The organism is Sporosarcina sp. FSL K6-6792, assembly GCF_038004885.1.
GTDB classification, from domain to species: Bacteria; Bacillota; Bacilli; order Bacillales_A; family Planococcaceae; genus Sporosarcina; species Sporosarcina psychrophila.
Genome location: NZ_JBBOSA010000001.1, coordinates 3,852,590 through 3,870,302, shown reverse-complemented (window position 1 = coordinate 3,870,302; position 17,713 = coordinate 3,852,590). Strand labels below are relative to the sequence as shown.

The 17,713-nt window shown below is 40.4% G+C and carries 13 protein-coding genes; 1 reads left to right on the top strand and 12 read right to left on the bottom strand.

What is annotated here, in order from left to right; genetic code table 11:
* Positions 1-37 precede the first annotated feature (37 nt).
* The 9 genes from MKZ26_RS18705 to MKZ26_RS18665 form a co-directional block, all read right to left on the bottom strand.
* Positions 38-808 carry an ABC transporter ATP-binding protein gene (locus MKZ26_RS18705; RefSeq protein WP_340767141.1) on the bottom strand — a complete coding sequence of 257 codons (771 nt, stop codon included), beginning with the start codon at positions 806-808 and terminating at the stop codon, positions 38-40.
* Positions 798-1,790: a FecCD family ABC transporter permease gene (locus MKZ26_RS18700; RefSeq protein WP_340767140.1), complete on the bottom strand. Its 993-nt coding sequence runs from the start codon at positions 1,788-1,790 to the stop codon at positions 798-800. The genes MKZ26_RS18705 and MKZ26_RS18700 overlap by 11 nt, the downstream gene beginning before the upstream one ends.
* Before the next feature lie 14 nt (positions 1,791-1,804).
* Positions 1,805-2,692, bottom strand: a complete 888-nt coding sequence (gene isdE, locus MKZ26_RS18695) for a heme ABC transporter substrate-binding protein IsdE (RefSeq protein WP_340767139.1) — start codon at positions 2,690-2,692, stop codon at positions 1,805-1,807.
* Between the two features lie 71 nt (positions 2,693-2,763).
* A complete protein-coding gene (locus tag MKZ26_RS18690) occupies positions 2,764-3,741 on the bottom strand; it encodes an NEAT domain-containing protein (protein WP_340767138.1) in 978 nt (325 codons plus the stop codon).
* Positions 3,742-3,834: 93 nt separating this feature from the next.
* A complete protein-coding gene (locus MKZ26_RS18685; RefSeq protein WP_340767137.1) occupies positions 3,835-5,379 on the bottom strand; it encodes an NEAT domain-containing protein in 1,545 nt (514 codons plus the stop codon).
* 22 nt (positions 5,380-5,401) lie between these two features.
* Positions 5,402-6,046, bottom strand: coding sequence for an NEAT domain-containing protein (locus MKZ26_RS18680; RefSeq protein WP_340767136.1), 645 nt, complete (start codon positions 6,044-6,046; stop codon positions 5,402-5,404).
* Between the two features lie 233 nt (positions 6,047-6,279).
* On the bottom strand, positions 6,280-6,897 hold the full coding sequence (locus MKZ26_RS18675; protein ID WP_340767135.1) for a class D sortase: 618 nt from the start codon (positions 6,895-6,897) through the stop codon (positions 6,280-6,282).
* 37 nt (positions 6,898-6,934) lie between these two features.
* Positions 6,935-8,677, bottom strand: coding sequence for a hypothetical protein (locus MKZ26_RS18670; protein WP_340767134.1), 1,743 nt, complete (start codon positions 8,675-8,677; stop codon positions 6,935-6,937).
* 18 nt (positions 8,678-8,695) lie between these two features.
* On the bottom strand, positions 8,696-9,994 hold the full coding sequence (locus MKZ26_RS18665) for a hypothetical protein (protein WP_340767133.1): 1,299 nt from the start codon (positions 9,992-9,994) through the stop codon (positions 8,696-8,698).
* Between the two features lie 216 nt (positions 9,995-10,210).
* Here MKZ26_RS18665 and MKZ26_RS18660 point away from each other — a divergent pair, with 216 nt between their 5' ends.
* Positions 10,211-11,608: a DUF6612 family protein gene (locus MKZ26_RS18660; RefSeq protein WP_340767132.1), complete on the top strand. Its 1,398-nt coding sequence runs from the start codon at positions 10,211-10,213 to the stop codon at positions 11,606-11,608.
* A gap of 303 nt (positions 11,609-11,911) precedes the next feature.
* Here the strand turns inward: MKZ26_RS18660 and MKZ26_RS18655 are convergent, their stop codons facing one another.
* From MKZ26_RS18655 to MKZ26_RS18645, 3 genes are all read right to left on the bottom strand, one after another.
* Complete coding sequence (locus tag MKZ26_RS18655; protein ID WP_340767131.1) at positions 11,912-14,890, bottom strand: S-layer homology domain-containing protein; 2,979 nt, start codon at positions 14,888-14,890, stop codon at positions 11,912-11,914.
* Between the two features lie 451 nt (positions 14,891-15,341).
* A complete protein-coding gene (locus MKZ26_RS18650; RefSeq protein WP_340767130.1) occupies positions 15,342-16,331 on the bottom strand; it encodes an ornithine cyclodeaminase family protein in 990 nt (329 codons plus the stop codon).
* Positions 16,332-16,352: 21 nt separating this feature from the next.
* The gene (locus MKZ26_RS18645) at positions 16,353-17,630 is read right to left on the bottom strand and encodes an MFS transporter (RefSeq protein WP_340740648.1); all 1,278 of its coding nucleotides are present in this window, start codon (positions 17,628-17,630) and stop codon (positions 16,353-16,355) included.
* Positions 17,631-17,713: the final 83 nt, after the last annotated feature.

The window sequence follows — 17,713 nt, the reverse complement described above, 5'->3', positions numbered from 1 at the left end:
AGTGGTTACTTATGAGGACGACAGTCACCTACGTGAGTCAAATCCCTATTGGAATGATGTACATACCTGTTTCTTTATCGTTTTTCACAACAACATCAACCCCGTAAATTTCTTTTACAGTTTGAACGGTGATAACTTCACTAGGTGTACCTTTGGCAACGATTTTACCATCTTTCATCGCAATAATGATGTCACTATAACGTATCGCCTGATTAATATCGTGTAAAACCATGACGATTGACATACCATGTGTGCGATTCAAGCCCTTAATCAGTTCCAACAATTCATATTGGTAGTAAATATCAAGATAAGTCGTCGGTTCATCTAATAGGAGGAAGGGCGTTTTTTGCGCTAGCGCCATCGCAATCCAAACGCGCTGCATTTGACCTCCAGACAATTCGTCTATTGGTACTGTTCGCTTATCTGTCAGATTGGTACACGCGAGCGCCCACTCAATTGCCTGTTGGTCGTCATCTGTCGCTGAAGTGAACAAACTCTTATATGGAATCCGGCCATAACCTGTTAGTTTTTCGACGGTCATATCGGATGGGGCATTATTTTGCTGATGCACAACGGCTAATTTTTTCGCCAGTTCTTTCGGTTTAAAATCGGCAAGTGCTTTTCCCTCTAATAGAACTTGTCCACTTTGCGGATGATTATTATTGGCCATCACACTAAGTAATGTCGATTTCCCACAACCATTTGGCCCGATAATCGTCGTCACTTTCCCACTATCAATCGTACTGTTGACGCCATGCAACGTATTTACTTTTTTATCGTAGGAGAAAGTAATAGCCTTAATGTCCATAAATACGATCACTCTTTCTCAGCAAGAATATGAGGAAAGGTCCCCCGATGACAGCCATAATGATAGATGCCGGGATTTCATTGGGTGCTATAATCGTTCGGCCTAACGTATCCGCCGTTAAGATCAGCAAGGCCCCTGCCAGTGCTGAAAATGGAATTAGCACTTTGTGGTCCGTTCCCACCAATGACCGTCCAATATGAGGTATAAGCAAGCCAACAAAAGCAAATAGACCTGCAACTGCAGTTGCAACTGAAGCAAGCAGAACAGCCACTAACGAAATCACTAATCTCGCTAGATTTACATTAACCCCTAAATTTTTTGCTGTCTTATCATCTAACGCCAAGTAATTGCACCACGAATAAACGACAAAAGCCAACACGAGGCCAATCGTTCCATATAAAATGAGTACATCGACATCACTCCACTTTTTCATCGTAAGCGTTGAGGTCATCACTTGACTCATCGATTGTGTAAGTGCACTTCCGCTAAAACCAAGTCCTTGACTTAGCCCTGTGAATAAGGCATTCACCGCTATTCCGATTAAAATCATGCGCAGTGGATCAAGCCCGGATCTCCAGGACAATGAGTAAACGAGGAAAAATGCCAAAGCTCCGCCCAAGAAAGCAAAAAGGGGAACGAAAAAGTACAGTGTCGGGAAAAAAGCGACAACAACTATGGACATAAACCCGGCACCCGCAGAAACACCAATTATTCCTGGGTCTGCTAATGGGTTACGCATTACTGCTTGCAATAGTACACCCGCCACGGATAAAGCTGCTCCTGCAAATAGAGCGATTATAATTCGTGGAAGCCGTAAATCCTTAATGATAGCAACCTGATCATTTGTCCCCGTTATTAGTCCATGAATCAATTCGTACGGCGTGACTTTAATACTTCCCATTAGTGCAGATTGAATGCTAACTAGTATGAGTAGAATAATGACGCTGATAAAACTGAGCGCCTTTTTATTTTTCCGTAACATTATTATCCCTGCCTTTAGTTTGGATACAACATTTTTTGCAGTTCGCGCAATGCTTCGACTGCTGCTAAACTGCCTGTTGTTCCAAATAGAAGTTCGTCTAAATCATAGACACGGTCATTTTTAACAGCTTCGAAATGTTGCCAAACGTCATTCGATTTGAACTCATCGTCAAACATTTGAATGACCTGTTCTGGCATACCATGTGAAGCTCTTAAAATGATATCTGGTTTTGCTTGCTGTAAGTATTCTGTATTAGAAGAAAGAAACTCTACTTTTTCTCCCTGAATGACATTTTTACCGCCGCTTCGCTTCACGAGGTCCCCTATATAGGAATGTTCTGTCGCAACTAGATAACTCCCTGGAATACCAAGCAAAATGAGCACGGACGGCTGAGCTTTGCCTTCTGACAGCTTATCAATTTCAGCAACTTTCTCTTCGAATTGATCGACAATCGCTTTCGCTTGTTCTTCGCGATCGTACTTCTCGCCTAAATGTAAGATTTCGCTGTGCATTGCGTCTATACTTTCCAAATTTACATAAGTCATATCGATGTCACGTTCGTCAAACATCTCTTGCAAATCATATTTCAGCGTTGTCACAGACAGTATTTCTGTCGGTTTCAGTGACAGTAGCATTTCCATATCGGGGCTCATCGGATTCCCGACCTCTTGTACATCGGTGTAGCGTTTCGGCAAGTCTTTGTAACTTGATGGTATCCCGACTAAATCGATTTCTAGGGCATCCATAATTTCCGTCAACGCAACCGTTGTAGCAACGATCCGCTCACCTGCTGGTTCGGTATTTTCTTCATTAGATGAAGTGCCTTTTTGGGACGAACAACCAGCTAGAACTACAGTAGCTAGAAGTATATAGAAAAGATTACGTGCTTTTCGCATGTTCATTAACAGCTCCTTGTAGCTTATGTAAAAAAGGGTCTCGCTTTCGTTCTCAAGACCCGACTACCATGTACCTCTTACTTTTCAGTCCCTGTGCGCTGTCTCACAGCAAAGACAATAACTCCACCAAGAATAAGTATCGAGAAAATGACGATATACCATATAGATTTCGAATTCGACTCAGATGTTGAATCTGCTTCAACCTGAGCTTCGTTTGCTTCATTCGTTACTTCAGATGACTCTTCTTCTTTTTCTGCCGCTGCTTGATCTTCGGCAACGATTTCTTCTTCACTCGCCACAGACTCAGCTTCTTCTTTCGATTGCTCAGTTTCAACAGTCGCTTTTTCTTCTGCTGTTGTAGCTGACTTTTCACTTGCAACTTCTTTAGATTCTACTGGTTTCGCTTCGTTTTTTTCTTCAGTTTTCGTTTCTATTTTTGTTACAGCCTGTTTGTTTTCACCTGGCTTAGGTGTTGCAGTCGCCTTTTCCGTTACTGAAGGTTTGGGCGTTGGTTTCGGTGTTGGTTGTACTGGTTTAGGTGTTGGTTTAGACGCTGGAGGTGTTGCGGGCTGCGCGGCGACAGGCGCTAAAGGGATATTGGAACTGTTAAATTTGAAGCGGATATCGTATTTGTTGTCATATGTAAAACCGGGTATGCCCGTTACAATGACATGAATTTTGGCATTTACCAATTGCTCAATGTCTGTTACTTCAAATTTCACAACGCGTTTATCATTTGCCGTATCATTACTTACTACTTGCACATCGGCAAATCCACCGCCTGCTTGCACTTTAAAGTATTGCCACCAAGAACTGTTTTTCAATGTAACTACGGCATACGTCTTACCGTTTTGAACGATTACTTTCGCCGGACTAACCATATAGTCAGCTGTCGTCGATTGCTCATTACCTGTATCTTTTAACACTGTAAACGGTACCGTGTACTCGCCATCGGCATATTTGGAAGCCGCAGCTGCTTTGTCAGGCGCAAGTGTGGGAAGTATCGTAAATAAAGCGAATAATACTGTCATCATAAATACGGATTTTTTTTTCAAATCATTATCTCCTTTACCGAAAACATTTTAATCAGTACAACGCCGGCTGTCACGAATGGTGCAGTGACGCCGGCATTGATTGATTGTATAAAATTATTTTTGAAGTGTTTCGAGTAAGTAATAAACCATTTTAGAAGCATGTGCGCGTGTCGCGTTTGCTTTTGGTTCGAATAGTTGTTTACCTTTTACTTCTTTACCGCCAATGATACCAAGACCAGCTGCCAAGTCGACAGATGTTTTTGCATATGCAGTAATGTCTTTCGCATCTGCAAACGCAACATCATTTTTCACGCCTTCTAGTACACTTGCATCTTTGTATTCAATTGCACGGATAATCATAGTAGCCATTTGTTGACGTGTGATTGCTTCATTCGGACGGAATTTCCCATCAGTTACGCTGATGATGCCTGCACGGCTTGCCGCTTCAGCTTCGTAAACGATCCAGTCCATGTTTTTTGTTACGTCAGAGAATGTTCCTTTATAATCTTGTTTCGGAAGTTCAAGTGCACGTGACAATAGGATTGCAAATTGTGCTCTTGTAATTTGATCATTTGGAGCAAACGTTGTAGCCGTTTTTCCTTTAACGATTTGTTTTGATGCAAGTGACTCGATGTAAGGTTTTGCCCATGTTTTGTCAATATCTTTAAATGTTACGGGTACTTCTTCAACAGGCGTTTCTACTTCTTCACCAGGTACTTCTTCTGTTACAACTGGTTTAATAGTTGCTTTGTCAAAAGCAAGACGTACAGTATAGTTCCCTGTGTGGTTCGCTGCTGCTACAAATACTGTGAATTTAGCATTGATAATTGTTGATAAATCAGCAACTTCAAATTCAACAACTCTTGTGTTTGCTTCTACATCTGTTTTTACAACAGTTGTATCCACGAATTTACCAGCTTGTTCTACTTGGAAAGCTGTAATTTGTTCATTGTTCGTAAGTGTCATTGTAACGAGGTTTTTACCGTCTTTCACAGAAAGTGCTGCTGGTGTTTCAAGGTATCTAGTCATTGATGAATCTTTATCTTCTTCTTCATGCAATGCTTTGTAATCGATTGTATATGCTCCGTCTTTAATTACTTCTGGTGCTGGTGTTACAGGTACTTCGGGAGTCTCCGGTTTTTCAGGAGTTACTTCCGGTACTTCTGGTACTACCGGAGTTTTGCTGTCATCGAATTTCAAACGGATATCATAGCTGTGGTCATACTCGCCTAGGCCTGGTACACCTGTTACGATAATATGGATTTTAGCATTCAATTCTTTACTAAGATCTTGAACTTCAAATTTAACAAGTCTAGTATCCGCTGCCTTATCTTCACTGATTACTTCTGCATCTGCGAAGTTTGTTTCTTTAAATGTACCTGGTTGTTTTGTTTGGACTTTCAGTGACTGCCACCATTTACTGCTTAATAATGTTACGTATGCGAAAGTTTTGCCGTCTTCAACAACAATTTTCGCAGGGCTTTTCACATATTGTGCTGTTGCTGATTTATCATCATTTTCAACTTGCAATATATCAAGAGGTAGTTCAAATTCTTGTTTCGCCGGTGTAGTTACTTCAGCTGCTTCGAATTGGCTAGCAGGTAGTACAGTAAATAGAACGAGTAGTGCTGAAAATAACATCAGTAGTTGCTTTTTCATTCGTTAATCCCCTTTTAATGGTTTATTTTTTTACTTTCTTCGCGGAACTGAACTTGCGCACAAAAATAATCGCAATGATAGCAATTATTGCGAGCAATACATAAATAAGTGCTGTGCTACTTGTTGGCTCATCTTTCTTTTCAATCGTGTCAACAGATTTTGATTCGGCAACAGGTGTATTAACAACAACCGCAGGAGCGTCTGTCAATTCCATCGTTTCTACATCTAGATTTAAACGGACCGAGTACTTGTGATCATACGACGGCTCCATCTCTTCAATGACAACATGCATTTGTAACAGCAACGGGTCTGAAATATCTCCGTCTACTTTAAATGCAATGACGCGCTTATCATTTTCAAGATCTTCACTGACCATATTCACGTCAGCAAATGATTCACCATTTGCCGATTTTATGAATTTAATCCATTTAGCATGGTTCACTGTGAATTGTAAATACTGCCCGTCCTTATCAATCGTCAGCGTTGCCGGTTTTTCAAAGTAATCATTTGCAATCGATACGGAATCATTCTCAGCTTGCAACATTTCGTAGTCGACAACATATGTACCATCCGAGAGTTCGGCTGCGTGAGCTTTAGGTGTATAAGAACCAAAAATAACACTAAAAAAAATGAGAAATGAAAGTGGTATGGCTAAACGATGTTTCAAAACACAATACCTCCTCCCTCCACACGGGAAGAATCCATAGTGAGAACAATTATCATCTATTACTCTTCCTATAATAGCTTATAGATTTGTGTTGTCAAACAACTTGCAAAGGCTTTCACAAACTGTTCACATGTGTGGTGACAGTCATCACAACAATCCTGACACAATTCAAAGAAAAACCCCCTTATTGTCAACTATGTGACATTAAGGGGGTTACTGAATTCTAAGGTTCGTTATGGTGTCACCGCATCCACTCTCTTCGCTTGGACTACAAGTCTATATTTGTTCGAGTTCGCAGGATAGCACGTAATTAGCGAGAGCAGCGCGACACCTTTTTTTCGATCAAGGACATTCACTTCATTCGGCTTGACCACTTTCACATCAAAAACTTCGAATTCCATGGATTCTTCAACTGTTTCATAAATGAAGCGAGTACCAACTTCAACTTCATGAAGACGATTAAAGAACGCACCAAACACATGGGCTTGGTGACCTGCGATAGCATAACTGCCATCTAACTCACCTGGCTCATCCATATCTGCTACGGCACCCAACGCTTTACTTAGGCTAACCGGATCGGCTCCATACAGCACTGGTGATTCTAGATCGATGACAGGAATGGACAATACCCCCTCAATTTCACGGGATTCTTGTTTTTCCCCACCGAAAGGCCCTTGTTCATCAGCTGGTATAGTCCTTTCAAAATCGGCTTCTGCCTTGACCGAATCGAAAGCATCTAAAAGGTGGCTTTGCTGCTGTTTGCTAGTCATATTTCCCGCAATCAACCACACCAGCAAAAAAATGCTCGTCATAATCATAATGTTTCCTAGCCATTTCATTGTTTTTTTCATCTACGCATCCGCTCCCTTGCTCTTGAAATCACTTGGATTAATGAGCAAATCGACGGATACCCAGTCCAGTTGCAAGAAGAAGCAAGGCTAGTAAAGAAAGGATTATACTATCGAAAAACCCTCCCGTTTTCGGCAATACTTGTCCCATTCCATTGCTGAATGGAGGATTTTGGTTCACGCCAATTGTATCCATTGCAATAGCTTCTGACATTGCATTAGAACCAGTTGCGTCCCATACTATACCATCAGTTTCCTCCTCTGATAGTGAACTGGAACTGTTTCCACTGTGTGTTATTCCGACTGTGTCGTCACTTATGCCTTCCGCATTTTCATTGAGTGTAATTCCATCGGTCACAGTACTCGGCGTTTGCTCCTCTATATTTACATTGGGTGACACACCACCTGCGTCAGTGCCTGGTTTTAAACCGGTAACATCTTCAGTCTTTGGTGGTGAGACTGTTTCTTCATTTGGGGTTGCGCCGTCTCCACCTTCATCTGGCGTTAAGCCAGTTGCATCATCTATAGGTGGAGTCAGTTCAGTATCTCCTTCGGTTGATCCGGGCTGCATAGTTTCATTTGTTAGGATATCGACGTTGATATTTCCAATTGCATCGTTGCCAACAATTAATGAAACAGCGCTATGTTTAGTAGTTATCATATTTCCATCTGTGTTCCTGTCTAACGTAAGAACATCAACTGAAGTTTCATCTAATAACCCATCATCTAAATCGGCTTGTAGCAAACCAGATGACAATGATGTACTTTCCTCAGCGTTTTTATAGTGACTATCCAAAACGCCTGCATGTACTTCTCCGAGTACTGGCAGATTTTCTGCATTCAACTCTACTAATCCACCATCATACGATGAGGTTTCATCGCCTGATTGAGCATCTGAAAGAAGAACATCCAACTCCACTTCGTTTGTAATTGGTGTCGATAAGTTGACCGATGCGAGTGAGCTTTTGCTTGCGCCAAAGTTCTCATTTGGCATACTGCTTTGTTCCATGACGGAGACATTCAGATCGTCGATTAGTCCACCAAGTGAATCGTCATCGGCTTTGACAGATGCTAAAGCCGTTGATTGTTGACTACTTTCCTCATTCATGGATTTATCCACAGAGAGGACATCAACTGAAGTTTCATCCAATAACCCATCATCTAAATCGGCTTGGATCAAACCGGATGACAATGATGTACTTTCCTCAGCGTTTTTATAGTGACTATCCAAAACGCCTGCATGTACTTCTCCAAGGACTGGCAGATCTTCTGCATTCAACTCTACTAATCCACCATCATACGATGAGGTTTCATCGCCTGATTGTACATCTGAAAGAAGAACATCCAACTCGACTTCGTTTGTGATCGGCGTCGATAAGTTGACCGATGCGAGTGAGCTTTTGCTTGCAGCAAAGTTCTCGTCTCGCATACTGCTTTGCTCCACGACAGAGACATCCAGATCGTCGATTAACCCATCTGGATTGGTCAATTCGATTGTTGCAAGGGCAGATTTCTGTTGATTATCCTCTCCTACATCGCTGGTATTCGCAGAGACTGGACTTTTTGCTGGAATCTGTGCTTTCAGGTCTCCTAAAATCGGAATATTATCCGCTTGAATATCCACAATTGTGGCCTTATCTTCCTTGTCATTCAGTAGGTTAATATCCAAATTCAACGAGTTATCTTCTCCTGTTTCATCCGCATTCACAAATGAGGGGAAGAAGCTCAGTGTCAAGCACATCCCTAAAGTCACCCCAGCATACTTCATCCAATTGTTTTTCATTATTATTCCTCTCCTTTTTTATAATGTTTGTTTCACATTTAAAAAAGGAGTTTGTTGCGGCGGTTGCCCTGGAGGAGCATGTGTCCATTGAATCATCGCATGGTCATCTGATGGCATCCATTGCCTACCATTTGAAATAAGTAATAAAAATACATCAACTACTACCCCAAAACCTAAATCATTGTGTCCACTTATTTGTAATGGAGAAGTTGCTATTGAGGACATGGACGATGTTATGGTAGCTACCGAAAGATCTTTCCATTTTTGTCGGGGTTCGGTTGGCAGAGTAGACTTTTGATCCACCTCTTTTTGGAAGTTAACAGCGTCACCACCCGTATAATTTGTTAGTTGTAGCGCTACTATTTTCATAGAAACGGGATTTGAAGTAGCTTTTGAAATAGGAAGAGCACTAACTATTTCCGCTTCATCAGGAAGTCTATTCGGTCTATCACTAAGGCCTGACTGTTCTTCCATTACAGGGTCCTCCTGTTTAATCAAATCAGTTGTTTCTTCCACTAGAATTATACGTGTTGCGTTTATTTGTCTTTGGTAGGATTTATCGCTCTCCATACTCATTGTCCCGCTATCATTTTGTGGTTCTTTACTTACCGTCTCGTTAGTCTCTACAACTGCATCTATTGGAATACTGTCCGAATTTTTTTCTGTTTCATTCGCAACTGGTTTTACCTGATTTGGTTGAACCGCAGAAACCGTCTCCTTAACCGTATCTCCAACTTCCTTTACAACCGGGGTAACAACAGGGACAGTCGGCAATTCAGCTACAACAGAATCCACTGTCAGATTGACCGTTTTAAGTACTTCAGTCGTTGTTTGCTTCCCTAATTCTTTTACTCCTTCAACAACTGGAGTGACCACAGGCATTTCCGGTAATTCATTTACGATAGAATCTACAGTATTCGTTACTTCAGTTGACGTAGTTCTAATCGTTTCAGTTACTGCTTCAGTCGTTTTTTCCACAACAGGTAAAGTGTTGCCAACCGTGTTTTCTAGTAAACTTTTTGTATTTTTTAGTAGTGATGACTCAGTCTCACTGTTCGCTGGCTCAGACAACCTCTTAACAGTCTGTTCTGTAAAAACAACTGTGTCTTTAACTGTTTCTCCAGCGCCATGCACCGGCTCCTCTACTACCATTCCAATTGACTCTGTTGTGGTTTTTAACTCTGCACCGACATTCTTCAAAGTACCAGCCAATAAGCCTTCAGACTTTTCTATCGGCATTTTCTCACCATGAACAAAAGTTGGTGATACGAGATAGAATGTTATACAAGTCACACAAACAATAAATATTCTCTTCACTCAATTCACCGCCTTTCCAGAAACGACTTAGAGTTTTTTAATAATTCATTTATATATCGATACCCTTTGTTAAATCTATCAAACTACTTAAACGACAATAATAAATTCAGATTAATTTCGTAATAAGTGAAACCTTTCTGGAATATACTCGTAAATGGTAGTATACTTACAACTTAGTAGGTTTTTTACCAATAATTTGATGGGGGTTTTATTTCAATGAAGAAAATTATTACATGGGCATTGGCGTTCGTTTTCGCACTATCGTTCGCATTGCCACACGGATCAGCGGCTGCACAATCATCCGCAATGAAGTTAGTAGTAGATGGCGTCGAGGTTACTAGCTACGAGCAACCCTTTATGTCACACGATCAAGTTTTAATTCCGGTGGAAGATTTGTTTAAGGAAGCTGGCTATAAAGTTGCTAAGGACAAATCAGGTAAAGTTAACGTAACAAACACGTACTTGACTGTTGATTTCAATGCAGCTGCAAGTTCAATTGAAGTAGACGGCAAGAAAGCGGACACTGAATTCCCTCTTACTTTGCAAAACGCAGGAAACTATGTTTCTGGTGAGTTTTTAGCAACTTTAGAAGGTTTTGAAGTTGAAGTTTCTGAAGATCAAAAAACGGTTACCGTTACGACAAACCGTGTACAAGACGTCGCTGCATTCTTAGCGAAATCTGCTGCAGCAGACTTGAAAAGTGTTTCTTCAGCATTAACAATGGACATGAAAATGGAGTCATCTCTTGAAGAAAATGAAGCAATTAGCATGCTTATGGATATCAAGATGGACCAAATCAACGAGCCACTATCATTCTATACAATTACTAAAGCATCAACAGACTTTGCAGGAGAAGCAATTGAAGATGTTTCTTCTATGTACCTCACAAAAGATGGTTATTTCCAACAAATCGGTGATGTATGGGTCAAGCATGATGATGAACTAACAAAAGGTTTACTTGATCTTTCAACACAAACAGATCTACTTGCACAATTAGAAGAGCTACAAAAGAAATTCACTAAAGGCGTTAACATCTTTGAATACGATGATGTATATGTAATGACACAAACTATTTCTAACGAAGAATTCGCTTCTATGATGGAAGAAGTAACTTCTTTACTTCTAGGATCAGGCTTAACTGAACCAGTAGTATCAGAAGATGTAAAAGCTACTCCTGTAACTGAAGAAGCTAAAACTGAAGAAACGAAAGTTATCGAAGAAGTAGCTGTAGAAGCTACTGAAGAAGCAGTTGTTGAAGAAACTGTTACTGATGAAGCAGTTGTCGTTGAAGAAGAGGCTACTGAGGGAGAAATTACTGAAGAAGTAATTGGTCTTGAGGGTCTAGATTTCAACATCGAGGAATTCTATGTTGTTTCTACAATCGATAAAAAGACATTGTTCCCACTTGATACATCTGCAGTTGCAAATATTACAATGACGGTGGATGAGGATACAATCTCTATTAAATTACTTCTTGAAGGAACGTTCAGCAACTTTAACGCAGTTAAAGAAATCAAAGTTCCTGCTGATGTTATCAAAAAAGCAATCAGCATGGAAGAGTATATGAAACAATTAGAGTTAGAGTTTGAAAAAGCTGAGGCTTTGAAGAAGTAAGTAGGTAGATTTGAAAAAGCGGAACGAGCTCAGGGATGAGCTTGTTCCGCTTTTTTTGTACATATAAGTTGACGCAAAGATTTCCTTGAATTACGCATCGGCGCTTTTGGGATGCCTCCGTTAAAGGACCTGCGCTAAGTTTTTCAAACAGAAAAAAATCCTCCCAAGTTGTCAAATACTTGAGAGGATTTCCCTAACCTTAATATTAATTCCCACTCATGATTAAGTAGATAGTTATTTGAATCGTGTTGGAACCAAATACTAGCAACTTATCTCAATCGCGTTAGTTAATGTTACTTAAACTTATTTTGCGGATACAGTAACACCAGTTTTAAGAACATTGGTTGATACATCTGTAGTCGTAGTTCCAGTTGAAACTGTAGAAACAGTTACCGAACTAATTATTGGTGAAGTACTATATTTGAATCCAACAGCAGGACCATCTGCAATTTTAACATCAATTGTAGATTCATATATGCCGTTATTATTAACGTCGATATAAGATGGAGTTGCAGCTTCGTCATCTTCTGTTCCTAGTTTTGCATCAGCTCCTGCTACAGCAGCTGTACCTTGACGTACTAATGCATCAAAGTTCACAACATATTTTCCAGCATCAGAACCTGTACCAGTAATCAAAGCAAGGTCAGCAGGTGCTTGTAATGTAGCAAGTGTTGTTACAGTTTTACCATTAATTTTAAATACCAATTCTTCTATGCCAGGAGTCGAAGCAAGTGTTTCATTGAAACCGAATGTTAATTTATTATCTGCCGTTAATGAAGCCGTGTTTAATAATGGTTGAACATTATCATCAACTTTAACTGTACCAGTATAAGTTTTTAATGTTTTACCAGAAGTAGACTGGATGTTTGCTACCGTAAACACAGCTGCTTGATCAGCCTTCTCAACAGAATCAGTTGGCAAAGTAATTGTTGCTACCGTCTGAACTCCATTTAATGTAATTGTTGTTCCAGCCGGTAGTGGCTTACCAGCTAATGTGTAGTTAGCTAGATCTGTCGCAGAGTTTGCAACAGCTCCACCTTTAACAGCTTCTGGGAATGTTACTTTAATCACATTTTTTTCTGCTTCAACTGATTTTAATTCAAATGAAGTTGCAGTTTCTGCTTGTCCAAAATCAATTGTGTAGTTGAATGCGTCTGATTTGTTTGCAGTCTCCGCTTGGTCAGTAACTAAGTCTTTCCCAAATGATAATGCATATTTGCCAGACACTACAGCTGGAGTTTTAGCAGTATAAACTACTTTTGTATCTCCTGCTTTAACTGTTGTAGTGAATCCACCAAGGAAGTTCGATACAGCTACACCATTTTCGCTAACGATTGTTGGTGATGCAGGTGTTCCTGCAGCTAATCCTTCGCTGAAGTCAACTTCAACTGAAGTAACTTTACCAGCGTCGTTTTTGATTACTTTATAGCCAGTTGCTACTGGTTTCACAGTGTCTTTTGTAAGTGTTACGTTCTGTGTAGTAGCTGTGATTTTATTACCTAATTTATCTTTGTTTGCATCTGTCAATACGACAGTGAACGATCTGCTAGCTTTATCAGCATAGATAGCATCAGTTACTGGAATCAAGAACTGCGTATCATTAGAATCAGCAACTACTTTTACTTCCCCCGTTGTTACAGGTGCAAGTGATTCATTTTTAACTGAGCCGTTTTTCAATGCTTCTTTTACAGATGCTACGTTCATTGATTTATTGAAAGTAACAAGAATCTCTTTTTCACCTTTTGCAGTAAGTGTAACCGCTGGTACAGTTGCATCAACACTTACAGTGAAATTAGTTGAAGTTGAAACTGTTTTGTTACCAGCCAAGTCTTCAATGTTAATCAGTTCGATTGTATGTGTTTTTCCCGCTTCAAGAGTAAGGCCTGCAATTGTAGCAGTATTCGTACCAGCAAAGTTTGCAGTTACATACTCACCGTTAACTTTAACGAGTCCTGTATTGGCTTTAAGCGGTTCTGAAGCTTTTACAGTAAGGCTTGTTGCAACGTTACCGCTTGTTTTCGCTTCAACATTTGCAATTGTCGGAGCTACTTCATCTTTATAAGTAATTGTGGATACATATTTATCTGTTTTAACTTTTGCATCTGCTTTTGTTTTAATCGGTTCAACAACAACTGTTGCTTTTGTAGCGTTAACTGGTTTCTCAGCAGTTAATGAAAGAGTTTTACCATCTTGTGACAAAGACTGAGAAGTGAACTTCACGCCTTGTATAGATACTTTGTTAGCAATGTCACTAGCATCTACAGCTGCGCTGAATTTAACTTCAACTTGTGTAGCGTTCAATGCATTAACTTCAGTAACAAAGCGATCGTCTGCTGCGAAGTCAAATGTTACAGCGATAGTTTTCTCTGCTTTTGCTTCACCTTTAGTAAGTGTCACAACATATTCTCCAGCAGTTTTACCAGCTACTACTGTTGCTACTACGTCTTTTTCAGTTACAAGTGAGTTAACATATGCTTCTACTGCTGCTTGTTTGTTAGCATCAGTTGCAAAGTTCCCGCGAGCAACAGTGACTGCGCCAGCTTTAACTTGTTCAGCTGCTGCATCCACTGCAACTTTATCAACATCTACTACAGGTGCTTTAACTTCAGAGAAGTCTGTTTTAATAGTTTTGTGTAAGAACGTAGCAAACTGTCCACGAGTTGTTGTGGCTTTAGGGTTGAAAGCAGGTGCAGCTGGGTTCGTGATATCGAAGAAATCAAGAACGTCGATTGCTGTACGAGCTTCAGCTTTTGCTTTTGCTAGATCAGTAACGTCTTTTTTGAAGTCTTGATCTTTAACATATTTTACGAGTTCTATGTCTTCAACTGTATCAAAAGCACGAACGATAACAACAGCCATGTTTTCACGAGTGATGTTGTCGCCTGCTAATAGATTACCGTTACTCCCGTTAAATACGCCATTTTCTTTTACGACTGCAGCATATTGTAATAGCTCATCATTTGATGTTGGTTTCAAGTCTTTGAAACGCATGTTAGTTTTATAGTCTGTCGGTACTTTATAACCTTCAGATACAAGCCATTTACCCATCAATTTCACAACGTCAGAACGAGTCAACGTTTTGTTTGGCAAGAATGAACCGTCTGGATAGCCTGTGATAACACCTGCATCAGATAGTGCGTCGATTGCTGTTTCGTGTGTGTTACCTTTCGTATCGTTGAAATCTTTCGCGCTTGCTACTGGTGCTACCGCAGACGCTACCAATGCTGCAGATGCAGCACCTACTATAAACTTTTTGTACTTCGCTGATTGATTACTAGACATAAAATAATTTCCTCCTCTTAAAAACTATGGTATCGCATGTGAATTACCAAATATTAGTGGTACTGCTTATGTACCTTTTTGTTGCACCCTTATCGTAGCATGTAGTTTGAAGTCTATCATGGTCCAATTTATGGGTATAGTTGTTTGCTAGATTAGAAGGTGCAAACAGATTAAGCAGTACTGGAACAACGTAAATAGGATGAATTAAACAGCAACCGACATCGCCTAGAACGAGGAGCGCTTCATTCACCTATAGTATTCTATACCCGTTAACCGGACGCTTAAAACAGTCTACCATACTTCTATCTCCCAACCCGTCGAGTGCCATTGTTAAAAATATAGCTCTATAATAGAAGGAACTCATTACAAATCGTAAAAATCATACAAATGCACCACAGAAAAAAACACCATTTGAACTATCAAAATGGTGTCTTTCCTATTTCCCGACTACTTATATCTCAAATTGTACCCCGATGCCTTGATCATTCGCTTTTCGATAGACGCCTTTCGCAACGGCCAAATCGAAATATGCCGCACCTACAGATTTGAAGAAAGTAATCTCTTCATCATTCGTGCGAGCATCTAACTTTCCGATAACAACATCCATTAACTCCCCGTGAATCTTTTCGAATCCCCAGTTGGGCTCATTAGCAGCGTGAATCAATTCCCCAGCCTCTTCTGTTACACCTTCCAGATCATCAACGACAATTTTACTGGCACGTTGAATGAATTCGAAATCTACTTCTCTCATATGTGGTAAATACGATCCAACCCCATTAACATGCGTCCCTGGCTTAACGTCGTTTCCGTTGAAAACTGGTGTAGTAGACCGAGTGCTGCAACAAATGATATCTGCACGACGAACCGCGTCAGCTACATCCCTTACAATAGTGATTTGAATTGCATCGTTAATTCCATATGCTTGAAGTCTTTCTCCAAACTTCACCGCTTTTTCTTCTGTCGGATTAACAAGGAGAATCTCTTTGATATCGCGAACTGCTAGAACACCAAGAACTTGTTCAAATGCCATTCCACCCGTCCCTATAACTGTTAGAACAGTTGAATTCAACTTTGACAATTTCGCTGTCGCCAATCCGCTAAGTGCACCCGTGCGCAATCTCGTCAAATACGATGCATTCATTAATGCAAGATGCTCACCGTTTTGTGCATCCGTCACGAGTACGACTCCTTGAGTTGTCGGCTTTCCAACTGCTGGATTATTCGGGAAAATTGTAACCGTTTTCACAGTAACTACTTCTTCTACTAGATCAGCACTAGGCATGTACAATGAAGATGCGTTATGCTCTGGGAATTCAACGACTGTCCGTGGCGGATTCTTTATCTTCCCTTCCACCTTAGAACGTAAAACCTTTTCGATGTCTACTAATGCTTCTTTCATTCCATAAATAGATTGAATCTCATTTTCATTCAATAAAAGCATGTTTATACCACCTTTTTTAATTTATGCGTCCAACTCTTGACCTTTACGATCTTTTACAGCCCAAACCGCTAACAATGAAACGACTGCAGTAAAGATAATATACAGTGCGACTGGGACATATGAGTTGTTGAACTTAAGTAAAAGTGCCGTTGCAACAAGTGGTGCTGTTCCTCCAGCTAATGCTGCACCAATCTGATAACCGAGTGAAATACCCGTATAACGGACTTCTGCAGAGAAAATTTCTGATAACATTGTGCCAAGAACTGCGGTAATCGGTGCCCAAATGACGCCCAGTCCAATTACTGTTGCAATAACTAGAAGTGTTACCGAACCTTGTTTCACTAACCAGAAGTATGGGAACGCATACAATGCCATGGCGATTGTGCCGAATACATACAATGGTTTTCTACCAACACGGTCAGACAAAGCGCCCATAATCGGTATTAAGATCGTTGTAACAATTGTTCCGACCATAACCGCACTTAATGTTGCTGTCCGAGTGAACCCAAGATTTGTCGTTGCATAAGATACAACAAATGTACTGAAAATATAAAATGGTGCAGTTTCAACAACTTTTGCACCAATTGCGATGAGTACTTCACGCCAGTGATATTTTAACGTATGGAATAGCGGTACTTTCGGAATTTCCCCTTTTTCCTGTACTGCCTTAAACGACGGTGTTTCGTCAATTCCTTTACGAATCCATAACCCAAACACAACAAGCAACGCACTCAAGATGAATGGAACTCGCCATCCCCATGTCATAAATGAATCTTCCGGAAGAAGTGTCATAATCGAAAGTGCAATTGTTCCAAGTAACATCCCAATTGTAATTCCCATTTGTGGTACACTGCCATAAAGTCCACGTTTTTCTTTTGGTGCATATTCGACAGCGAGCAGTAACGCTCCACCCCATTCTCCGCCGATTCCTAACCCTTGAATCAAGCGTAGTGTAATCAGTAGAATCGGCGCCCAAATACCGATTGCTTGGTATGTTGGCAATAGCCCCATTCCGAATGTTGCAACACCCATCAGCGAAAGTGTTAGGACAAGTGTTTTCTTTCTTCCTATCCGGTCACCAATATGACTAAAAATAATTCCCCCGAACGGACGGATGAAGAATGCGAGTGCAAACGATGCATACGCTAGTATTAGCCCGACTGACGGGTCTTCGGTAACAAAAAATACTTGATTAAAAACAAGTGCCGCTACCGTTCCGTATAAAAAGTAATCGAACCATTCAATAGAGCTCCCTATAAGACTCGCAAGCAATACGCGATTCATCTTTCTTTTATCCATACCAAACTCCCCTTTGTTTGTTAACTAAATTGAAGTGTCACTTCAATTTAGATTAATTCTATCATATTGATAATAAAATTTTC